Below are 9,159 nucleotides of genomic sequence, written 5' to 3' on the forward strand. Positions count from 1 at the left end.
GCCGGCACCGACGCCGCGCACGCCCGCGAGGCCGCCACCGCCGCCGCCCGCGGCGGCATCGCCCGAATCGACCGCCGCCGCGCCGAGCGCGACGCGCTGCTGCGGCGCCTGCCGACCCCGGACGCCGCCGACCCGCCGCGCCCGCTCGTCTACCTCATCGTCGCGACCGGCGACATCTACGAGGACATCCCGCAGGCCCAGGCCGCCGCCCGCGAGGGCGCCGACGTGGTCGCGGTCATCCGCTCCACCGGGCAGTCGCTGCTGGACTTCGTCCCCGAGGGCGCCACCCGCGAGGGCTACGCCGGTACCTACGCCACCCAGGAGAACTTCCGGCTGATGCGCGCGGCGCTGGACGACGTGTCCCGCGAGCTCGGCCGCTACGTCCGGCTGACCAACTACGCCTCCGGGCTGTGCATGCCGGAGATCGCCACCCTCGCCGGGCTGGAGCGCCTGGACATGATGCTGAACGACTGCATGTACGGCATCATCTTCCGCGACATCAACCCCCGCCGTACCTTCATCGACCAGCGCTTCTCCCGGCAGATCCACGCCCGCGCCGGGATCGTCATCAACACCGGCGAGGACAACTACCTCACCACCGCCGACGCGGTCGACGCCGCGCACACCGTGATCGTCAGCCAGCTGCTCAACGAGCGGTTCGGGCACGAGGCGGGCCTCGCCGACGCCCAGCTCGGCCTCGGCCACGCCTTCGAGATCAACCCGGCGATCCCCGACTCGTTCCGGCTGGAGCTGGCGCACGCCCAGCTCGTCCGCGAGCTGTTCCCCGGCGCGCCGCTGAAGTACATGCCGCCCACCAAGCACATGACCGGCAACATCTTCGCCGGCTACCTGCTGGACGCCTTCTTCAACCTCGCCGGGGTGCTGACCGGGCAGTCGATCATCCTGATCGGGATGATGACCGAGGGCATCCACACCCCCTGGCTGTCGGACCGCGACCTCGCGCTGGAGAACGTCCGCTACGTCCGCGACGCCTGCGGCGCCCTCGCCGAGGACTTCATGCCCCGCCCCGACGGGATGATCGTCCAGCGGGCGAGGCAGGTGCTGTCGGAGTCGGTCGAGCTGCTGGAGCGCATCAGCGACGACGGGCTGCTCACCGCGATCGCCGAGGGGACCTTCGGCGTCACCCGCCGCCCGCCCGACGGCGGCAAGGGCCTGGACGGCGTCGTCGAGCGCGCCGACGGCTACGTCAACCCCGCGATCGAGATCCTCGACACCGAGGACCCGCACGCCCATCACAACACGGCCGACGCCCAGGAGGTGCCCGCATGACGGTCGAGACGCCCGGGACGCAGGCCCCGGCCCAGCCCGCCGACACCCGCCAGGTGATCCGCCCCTACGGCGACACCACAGGCGACGGCATGGTGCAGATGTCGTTCACCCTGCCGGTCCCGGCGGGCAAGCGCGCCGACGCCGCCGCGCTCCAGCTGGCCGGGAAGATGGGCCTGGACCCCGCCAGCGTCGTGCACGCCAAGCCGATGGGCCCCGACTTCACCTTCTTCATCGTCTACGGGCGGGTCGGGCACCTGATCGACTACGCCTCCATCCCCGTCCCCGAGGAGCGCGCGTACCCGCTGCTGTCCTCGCAGGAGGTCAACCTCGCCATCCGCGGCGCGCTGAACCGGCGGCTCGTCGTCGTCGGCGCGTGCATCGGCACCGACGCCCACACCGTCGGCATCGACGCGATCCTCAACGTCAAGGGGTTCGCGGGGGAGAAGGGCCTGGAGTACTACCGGGAGATCCAGGTGGTGAACATGGGCGCCCAGGTCACCGTCGAGGAGCTCGTCGAGCGCGCCAAGGCCGAGAACGCCGACGCCGTGCTGGTCTCCCAGGTCGTCACGCAGAAGAACGCGCACCTGCACAACACCAAGCAGATGGCCGCCGCGTTCCACGCCGAGTACCCCACCGCCGTCGCCGCCGGGATGGGACGCCCGCTGCTGGTCGTCGGCGGGCCCCGGTTCGACACCGTCACCGAGGAGGACCTCGGCGTCGACCGGATCTTCGGCAAGGGCACCACGCCCGCCGAGGTCGCCAGCTACCTCGTCCACGCCCTGCTCCCGGGGGAGGCCGTGCGGGAGGCCAGGCAGGCGGACGACGACGAAGGAGAGGACGGACGATGAGCGACCCCCGCGAGGGCCTGACCGTCACCCACCGGCGCTACGTGCCCTACGCCCATGCCCACTACGCCGGCGACCTGGTCGACGGCGCCTACATGCTCGGCCTGTTCGGCGACGTCGCCACCGAGGTGTGCATCCGCACCGACGGCGACGAGGGCCTGTTCGCGTCCTACTCCGACGTGCAGTTCCGCGCGCCCGTCCGGGCCGGGGACGTGCTGGAGGCCACCGCCGTCGTCACCCGCGTGGGCACCCGCAGCCGCACGCTGGACTTCGAGGCCCGGGTGGTGTGCCGGGGCCGCCCGGACAAGGGCGAGTCGTCCGCCGAGGTGCTGGCCGAGCCGATCGTGGCCGTCACCGCCACCGGCACGGTGGTCGTCCCCGCGCCCGGCGGCTGATCCGCCGGGCCGTGCCGGCCCCCGCGCGGGTCGCGCCGCGGGGCCGGATCGGCGCGTCCGGGACCGAAATGGCGGTGACCTGCGATCATGGTGTTGAGCTGGGAGAACAGAGAGTCGCCGCAGAACATGCGGCGGTTGACAAGGGCCGCGAAGCCGGTAGTTTTGCTGCAGTCCAGCACGGGACTCACCGATCGGCCGCCCGGGTCGCCACCGGGCACCGCGCCGCGGCGGGACGAGAGCGGGCCACACCGGTGGCCGACGCCGCGCCCGCCCGAGCCAGTGCGGTGGTCCGGGCCGGTGTCCGGGCGGAGCCGCCCGATCGCGCGGGGGGTTGGACCCGGGAAGGGCCCGGACATCCAGTAGAAAACGGAGACCCGCTCTCACCGCCTGTGGGACGGCTCCGGCCCGACGGATGTCACGGGCCCTCTTCCGCGTCCGTGCGCCCCCGGGCCCGCCGTCCCCTCCGCCGCCGTCCTCTCGGCCGCCTCCCCCCGGCCGCCGTTTCCGCCGGATCCGGCCGCGCCTTCCGACGCCCGCGGCGCCCCGACCTCGGCCGCGAACGCATACGGTTGCCGCATCAGCGGTAACACCGTGATCGGGGCGTGGTCGCCCCGGCCGCCACGGGCCGGTAGCGTTCCGGCGGACGGATCGAGCGAACGAGGGGTGGACGTTGGCCCAGGAGACCCTCCCGGACCGGTCGCCGGTCGGCGGACCTGCGGACGCCGGCGGCGGGCCCGGCCCGGCCGTGCGCCCCGGGCGCCTCGCCCGGCGCGGTCGCGCGCTGCGCCGCTTTCTGCGCACCGGCGGGCGCGCCGGCTGGCCCCGCACCCTCGTGGTCCTGATCGCCGGCGGCGCGCTGTGCCTGGCGTTCCCGCCGTTCGACCTCACCCCGCTGGGCCCCGTCGCCGTCGCCGCGCTCACCCTCGCGATGCGCGGCCAGGCGGCCCGCACCGGCGCCTGGCTCGGCTTCCTCGGCGGCGCCGCGTTCTTCCTGCCCACCCTGGACGGGCTGATCCCGGTCGGCCCCGACGCCTGGGCCGTGCTGAGCCTGGTGCAGGCGCTGTACTTCATCCCCATGGGCGCCGCCATCGCGCTGGTCACCCGGCTGCCCGGCTGGCCGGTGTGGACGGCGGCCCTGTGGGTCGCCCAGGAGGCGCTGCGCGGCCGTGAGCCGTTCGGCGGGTTCCCGTGGGCGCGGCTGGCCTTCAGCCAGACCGCCACGCCCCTGACCCCGTACGCCTCGATCGGCGGGGCGCCGCTGGTCACCTTCCTGACCGCCCTGGTCGGGGGCCTGCTCGCCTTCGCGGCCGTCGCCGCGTGGCGGCTGCGCCGGCCCCGCCCGGCCCCCGATGCCGGCGAGACTGAGGGGGCGGACGGCGCCGCGCGCGCCCCCGGCGGCCCCGGCAGGCGCCGTGCGGCCGTCTCCGCCGCCCTGGCCCTGGTGGTGGCGGGCGCGGTCACCGGTGCGGGCGCCTTCATCCCCACGCCCGCCGACGGCCCGCACGTCACCGTCGCCGTCATCCAGGGCAACGTGCCCCGCCTCGGCCTGGACTTCCTCGGCCAGCGCAAGGCCGTCCTGAACAACCACGTCACGGCCACCCACGAGCTGGCCGCCGAGATCCGCGCCGGCAAGGTCGCCAGGCCGCAGCTGGTCGTCTGGCCGGAGAACTCCAGCGACCTGGACCCCTACACCGAGCCCGACGCCTACCGGGCCATCGACGGGGCCGTGCGGGACGTCGGCGTGCCCGTCCTGGTCGGCGCCCTCACCGACACCCCCGACCGCAAGAAGGTCGAGAACCGCGGCATCGTCTGGGACCCGGTGACCGGCCCCGGCGACTACTACGTCAAGCGGCACCCCGTCCCGTTCGGCGAGTACCTGCCGTACCGGGACGTCCTCACCAAGATCATCAAGCGGTTCGAGCTGATCCCCCGGGACTTCGCGAAGGGCACCCGGTCCGGGGTCATGCGGCTCGGGCCCGTCGACATCGGCGACGTGATCTGCTTCGAGGTCGCCTACGACCGGGAGGTCCGCGACGTCTCCCGCGGCCGGATCCTGGTCGTCCAGACCAACAACGCCACCTACGGCCGCACCAGCCTGCCGCCCCAGCAGATCGCCATGTCGAGGCTGCGCGCGGTCGAACATGGCCGTACGATCTTGGTTGCCGCGACGAGCGGGATCAGCGCGATCGTCGCCCCGGACGGCCGGATGATCGACCGGTCCAGGGAGTTCGTGCCGGACATCCAGGTCGCGAGCGTCCCCGAGCGCACCGAGCGGACCCTGGCGGACCGGGTCGGCGAGTGGCCGGAATGGGTGCTGGTCGCGGTGGGTATCGGGGCGCTGTGCGCCGCGGCATGGACGACGGCCAGGAAGAACGAGGAGAATTGACACCGATGGAGATCCCAGCCGACCTCGGCAGGGTGCTCGTGATCATCCCGACCTACAACGAGCGGGAGAACATCGAGCGCATCACCGGCCGGGTGCGCAAGGCCGTGCCGTCGGTGGACGTGCTGGTCGTGGACGACGCGAGCCCGGACGGCACCGGCGAGGTCGCCGACGCCATGGCCGCCGCGGACGACCAGGTGAAGGTGCTCCACCGCACCGGCAAGGAGGGACTCGGCCCCGCCTACATCGCCGGGTTCCGGTGGGCCGCCGAGCACGGCTACGACGTCATGGTGGAGATGGACGCCGACGGCTCCCACCAGCCCGAGGAGCTTCCCCGGCTGCTGGCCGCGCTGGAGGACGCCGACCTGGTCATCGGCGCCCGCTGGGTGCCCGGCGGCAAGGTGGAGAACTGGCCCAAGCGGCGCGAGGCGCTGTCGCGCGGCGCCAACACCTACGCGCGGATGATGCTGCGGATCCCGCTGCACGACGCCACCGGCGGCTACCGCGCGTTCCGCGCCGCCACGCTCGACAAGATCGGCCTGGACGGGGTGGACTCGCGCGGCTACTGCTTCCAGATCGACCTCGCGCTGCGCGCGCTCCACAAGGGGCTGCGGGTCGTCGAGGTGCCGATCACCTTCGTCGAGCGGGAGCACGGCACCAGCAAGATGAGCCGGGACGTGATGATGGAGGCGGCGCTGCGCATCACCCAGTGGGGCGTGGCCGAGCGCTCGGGCAAGCGCGACCGGTCCGGCTGACGCGCCGCGGGCGCCTCCAGGGGAAACGTTCGGGGGCGTCCCGGCGTTGACACCGGTACAGGCAATCCGCAACCCGAAAATGGAGCCATGCTGCCGCTCGCACTGGTCCTGGCGTTCCTGCTGATACCGGTCGTGGAGATCGTCCTGCTCGTCCAGGTCGGCGAGGTGATCGGCCTGTGGCCGACGCTGGCGCTGCTGGCGGCCGAGACCGTGCTGGGCGGCTGGATCGTCCGCCGGGAGGGCCGCCGCGCCTGGCACGTCCTGCAGGACGCGCTGCGGCGGGGCACCGTGCCCGAACGTGGGCTCGGCGACTCCGCGCTGGTGATGGCCGGCGGCGTCCTGCTGCTGATCCCCGGCCTGATCACCGATGTCCTCGGCCTGCTGATCGTGCTGCCGTTCACCCGGCCGCTGGTCCGCCGCGTCGCGTCCCGGTACGCCGCCCGGCGGGTTCGCCTCGCCGGCGACCGCGCGTCGATGACGTTCCCGCCCTCCGCCGGCGGGCCCGGCGGTCCCGGGCTCGGGCCGTTCGGCCGTTTCGACCCGTTCGATCCGGGCGCGGACGCGCGCGACCCCGGCACCCCGCGCGGCCCGGTCGTCCGCGGCGAGGTCGTCGAGGAGGACGACCACCCGTCCCGGACCTGACCCGGCGGAGCCGGGCGGAGCCCGATCACGTCGATCGTTCACGCTGCACTTGTTCACGGGGCATGCGAAAGGGCCCGCACCTTCCGGTGCGGGCCCTTTCCGTCGAACTCAGCGGGTCATGCCGATCGCCTGCGCCCCGCTCGCAGGATCTCCAGCCGTTCGGCGAGGACCTCCTCCAAGTCCTCCACGGTTCTGCGCTCCATGAGCATGTCCCAGTGGGTACGCGGCGGCTTCCCCTTCTTGGCTTGGGGCAGCTCCCCGTCGACCCGCAGGGCCGTGGCGCCGCAGCTGCGGCATTCCCAGGTCATCGGCACCTCGGCCTCGGCTGCGAGCGTCACGGTGAACCGGTGGCCCTTCGTGCAGGTGTAGTCCACCTCTTGCCGAGGGGCCAGATCGGTGTTGCGATCGTTCTCGTAGCTCGTCGCTCCGAGTCGGGTGCCGCGAAGTGCGCGCTCGGCCATCGTCACGTGCCTCCCAGACGGCTTGCGGTCTTGTCCTCACCAACGCTGGACACCATCACAAGATTCCCGGATCATGCGCCGCCCAACCCTGCTCTTTCCGGCCGCACCGCGCCGCCCGCGCCGATCGTCCGGCGGCGCCCGCCGTCCCGTCGCGCGTCAGGACCCGACGCGGTCGGTCCCGTCGATGACCTGGTCGACGAATCCGTACTCGCGGGCCTGCTCGGCGGTGAACCAGCGGTCCCGGTCCCCGTCCGCCTCGATCTTCTCCAGCGGCTGGCCGGTGTGGAAGGCGGTCCGCTCGGCCAGGGTCCGCTTCAGGTACAGCGACTGCTCCGCCTGGATCCTGATGTCGGACGCGGTGCCGCCGATCCCGCCGTGCGGCTGGTGCATCATCACCCGGGCGTGCCGCAGCGCGTACCGCTTGCCGGCCGTCCCCGCGCACAGCAGCGTCTGCCCCATCGAGGCCGCGATGCCCATCGCCACCGTCGACACGTCGTTCGGGACGAACTGCATCATGTCGTAGATCGCCATCCCGGCGTCGACCACGCCGCCGGGGGAGTTGATGTAGATGGTGATGTCGCGCCGCGCGTCCTGCGCCGCGAGCAGCAGCAGCTGCGCGTTGATCCGGTTGGCGACCTGATCGTCGATCTCCGTGCCGAGGAACACGATCCGCTGCGCGAGCAGCCGCTCGTGCAGCTGCGCGTCCGCGAGCCGCGGCGCCTCGGCCACCTTCGCCGACGTCCGCGGCGCGAACGTCTCCACCCGCCCGCCGGGACGGTCCTCCTGCGGTCGTTCGAACATGCACCCTCCCTCGATCTGTACAGAACGTACACTCTGTACGTTCAGCGACGCTACAGGCGCGCGCCGGAGGGGGCCAGGGGAGTTCGCTATACGATGAACAGCGTGGAAAAGCCGGTGACGGAGGCACGCAAGGAGTTCGCCGACCTGGTGAACCGGGTCGCCTACACGGGTGAGCGCGTGGCGCTGACCCGCCGTGGGAAGGTGATGGCCGCCCTCGTGTCGGCGGAGGACCTGGAGCTGCTGGAGAGCCTGCGCGCCGGGCGCGTGGACCTCACCCAGGCCGGCCCCGCCGCCTCCCAGCAGTCCGACCGCCCGCAGCCCGACCGCCCCCAGCACGCGCCGCTGCGGATCGCCGCGGAGTACCGTCCCGGCCGCCCGCCGGGCTTCGGCCGCTGATCCGGCCCGGCCGAGCGGGCTCAGGAAGCCGGGTTCAGGGCGCCGGGGTGGGGCGCGGCCACAGGTCGCGGGACGCCATGACGTGGCGGAGGGCGACCAGGTCGTCGGTCATGATGCCGTCGATGCCGATGTCGAGGAGCCGGTTCATCGCGGCGGGGTCGTTGACCGTCCAGGCGTGCACCTTCAGGCCCAGCCGGTGCGCCTCGGCGATGAACGACTCGGTGACGAACGGGACGGGCCCGAGGCCGTAGGGGACCTGGGCGCAGGCGACGCCGGTCGCGGCCAGCCGGACGAGCTTGGCGGTCGGCCCGCCGTAGGACCTCGCGCGCAGCGCCATCAGCCCGCGCGGCCCGAGCGCCATGCACACGTCCTGGGCGTTGAACAGCGGCAGGCGCGCCCGCATCTGCGCGAGCCGGCGGGTGGAGAACGAGGTGATGCAGACCCGGTCCCACGCGCCGGTGCGGTGCAGGACCTCGGCGAGCGGGCCGATGACCGGCGCGTCCTTGAGGTCGATGTTGACTCGCGCGTCCGGCCAGGCGGTCAGGACGTCCTCGAGGCGGGGGATGGGCTCGGTGCCGCGGATGCGGGCCTTGGCGACCTCGGCGTAGGGCAGCCGCGCGATCGCGCCCGTCCGGTCGGTCACCCGGTCGAGGGTGCGGTCGTGGAAGGCGACGACGACGCCGTCGGCGGTGGCGTGGGCGTCGGTCTCCAGGTAGCGGTAGCCGAGGTCGATCGCGCGCTGGAAGGCGGCCATCGAGTTCTCCGGCCGGCCGCTCGCGCCGCCGCGGTGGGCGAACGGTATCGGGCCCGGGTGGTCGAGGAAGGCGTACGAGCGGGGCACCCGTCCGATTATGGCGGACTCCCGCACCCGACCTTACCTTACTATGTAAAGACGCCGGGCCGTGGCCATGACTGCTAACGTCGCCTCCCCAGGCGATCAGCAGGAGGAGCAGCCCATGGCCGACGTGAACGAGTACCGCGCGACGTTCGAGCTGGTGGACGTGGACGGCGACGGGTACATCTCCACGGCCGAGCTGAAGAACCTGATGTCCAGGCTCGGGCAGGGCATCACCGAGACGCGCGCCGTGGAGGTCGTCGTGGCGGCCGACGCCAACCACGACGGCAAGATCTCGCTGGAGGAGTTCGCGGCGCTGATGGAGCGGACCGCGTAACCACCGCGTTCGACGGCCC

The 9,159-nt window shown here is 73.1% G+C and carries 11 protein-coding genes; 8 read left to right on the forward strand and 3 right to left on the reverse strand.

Annotated features, from left to right (window positions below; all coding sequences use genetic code 11):
- The 6 genes from kamD to ABZ914_RS39880 all read left to right on the forward strand — a co-directional run.
- The coding region (gene kamD, locus ABZ914_RS39855) for a lysine 5,6-aminomutase subunit alpha (protein ID WP_500199733.1) at window positions 1–1,290 on the forward strand (1,290 nt) is incomplete at its 5' end.
- Window positions 1,287–2,138 carry a lysine 5,6-aminomutase subunit beta gene (gene kamE / locus ABZ914_RS39860; protein WP_500199734.1) on the forward strand — a complete coding sequence of 284 codons (852 nt, stop codon included), beginning with the start codon at window positions 1,287–1,289 and terminating at the stop codon, window positions 2,136–2,138. The genes kamD and kamE, both read left to right, overlap by 4 nt.
- Window positions 2,135–2,530, forward strand: coding sequence for a 3-aminobutyryl-CoA ammonia lyase (gene kal / locus ABZ914_RS39865; protein ID WP_387018603.1), 396 nt, complete (start codon window positions 2,135–2,137; stop codon window positions 2,528–2,530). Before kamE ends, kal begins: the two co-directional genes overlap by 4 nt.
- Window positions 2,531–3,200: 670 nt before the next feature.
- Window positions 3,201–4,916, forward strand: a complete 1,716-nt coding sequence (gene lnt, locus ABZ914_RS39870) for an apolipoprotein N-acyltransferase (RefSeq protein ID WP_500199736.1) — start codon at window positions 3,201–3,203, stop codon at window positions 4,914–4,916.
- Window positions 4,917–4,921: 5 nt separating this feature from the next.
- Window positions 4,922–5,668: a polyprenol monophosphomannose synthase gene (locus tag ABZ914_RS39875; RefSeq protein ID WP_190867585.1), complete on the forward strand. Its 747-nt coding sequence runs from the start codon at window positions 4,922–4,924 to the stop codon at window positions 5,666–5,668.
- Between the two features lie 87 nt (window positions 5,669–5,755).
- Complete coding sequence (locus ABZ914_RS39880; protein ID WP_500199738.1) at window positions 5,756–6,310, forward strand: FxsA family protein; 555 nt, start codon at window positions 5,756–5,758, stop codon at window positions 6,308–6,310.
- Window positions 6,311–6,426: 116 nt separating this feature from the next.
- Here the strand turns inward: ABZ914_RS39880 and ABZ914_RS39885 are convergent, their stop codons facing one another.
- Together ABZ914_RS39885 and ABZ914_RS39890 are read right to left on the reverse strand one after the other, a co-directional pair.
- Window positions 6,427–6,771: an RNA polymerase-binding protein RbpA gene (locus tag ABZ914_RS39885; RefSeq protein WP_067472838.1), complete on the reverse strand. Its 345-nt coding sequence runs from the start codon at window positions 6,769–6,771 to the stop codon at window positions 6,427–6,429.
- 156 nt (window positions 6,772–6,927) lie between these two features.
- Window positions 6,928–7,572: a ClpP family protease gene (locus ABZ914_RS39890; RefSeq protein WP_500199739.1), complete on the reverse strand. Its 645-nt coding sequence runs from the start codon at window positions 7,570–7,572 to the stop codon at window positions 6,928–6,930.
- A gap of 93 nt (window positions 7,573–7,665) precedes the next feature.
- On the opposite strand from ABZ914_RS39890, the gene ABZ914_RS39895 reads away from it, so the two are divergent.
- A complete protein-coding gene (locus tag ABZ914_RS39895) occupies window positions 7,666–7,968 on the forward strand; it encodes a type II toxin-antitoxin system Phd/YefM family antitoxin (protein ID WP_433154846.1) in 303 nt (100 codons plus the stop codon).
- Window positions 7,969–8,002: 34 nt separating this feature from the next.
- Here ABZ914_RS39895 and ABZ914_RS39900 read toward each other — a convergent pair whose 3' ends face one another.
- Complete coding sequence (locus ABZ914_RS39900; RefSeq protein ID WP_433252002.1) at window positions 8,003–8,809, reverse strand: glycerophosphodiester phosphodiesterase family protein; 807 nt, start codon at window positions 8,807–8,809, stop codon at window positions 8,003–8,005.
- A 115-nt stretch (window positions 8,810–8,924) separates the two neighbouring features.
- Between ABZ914_RS39900 and ABZ914_RS39905 the strand changes: the two genes are divergently transcribed.
- On the forward strand, window positions 8,925–9,140 hold the full coding sequence (locus tag ABZ914_RS39905; protein ID WP_190867595.1) for an EF-hand domain-containing protein: 216 nt from the start codon (window positions 8,925–8,927) through the stop codon (window positions 9,138–9,140).
- Window positions 9,141–9,159: the final 19 nt, after the last annotated feature.

This window comes from Spirillospora sp. NPDC046719 (genome assembly GCF_040645715.1).
GTDB lineage: Bacteria > Actinomycetota > Actinomycetes > Streptosporangiales > Streptosporangiaceae > Spirillospora.

Coding starts and splice junctions, on each gene's coding strand:
- kal (WP_387018603.1), top strand. CDS start 2,135: ATGAGCGACCCCCGCGAGGGCCTGACCGTCACCCACCGGCGCTACGTG.
- ABZ914_RS39890 (WP_500199739.1), bottom strand. CDS start 7,572: ATGTTCGAACGACCGCAGGAGGACCGTCCCGGCGGGCGGGTGGAGACG.
- ABZ914_RS39885 (WP_067472838.1), bottom strand. CDS start 6,771: ATGGCCGAGCGCGCACTTCGCGGCACCCGACTCGGAGCGACGAGCTAC.
- ABZ914_RS39880 (WP_500199738.1), top strand. CDS start 5,756: ATGCTGCCGCTCGCACTGGTCCTGGCGTTCCTGCTGATACCGGTCGTG.
- ABZ914_RS39875 (WP_190867585.1), top strand. CDS start 4,922: ATGGAGATCCCAGCCGACCTCGGCAGGGTGCTCGTGATCATCCCGACC.
- ABZ914_RS39895 (WP_433154846.1), top strand. CDS start 7,666: ATGAACAGCGTGGAAAAGCCGGTGACGGAGGCACGCAAGGAGTTCGCC.
- ABZ914_RS39905 (WP_190867595.1), top strand. CDS start 8,925: ATGGCCGACGTGAACGAGTACCGCGCGACGTTCGAGCTGGTGGACGTG.
- kamE (WP_500199734.1), top strand. CDS start 1,287: ATGACGGTCGAGACGCCCGGGACGCAGGCCCCGGCCCAGCCCGCCGAC.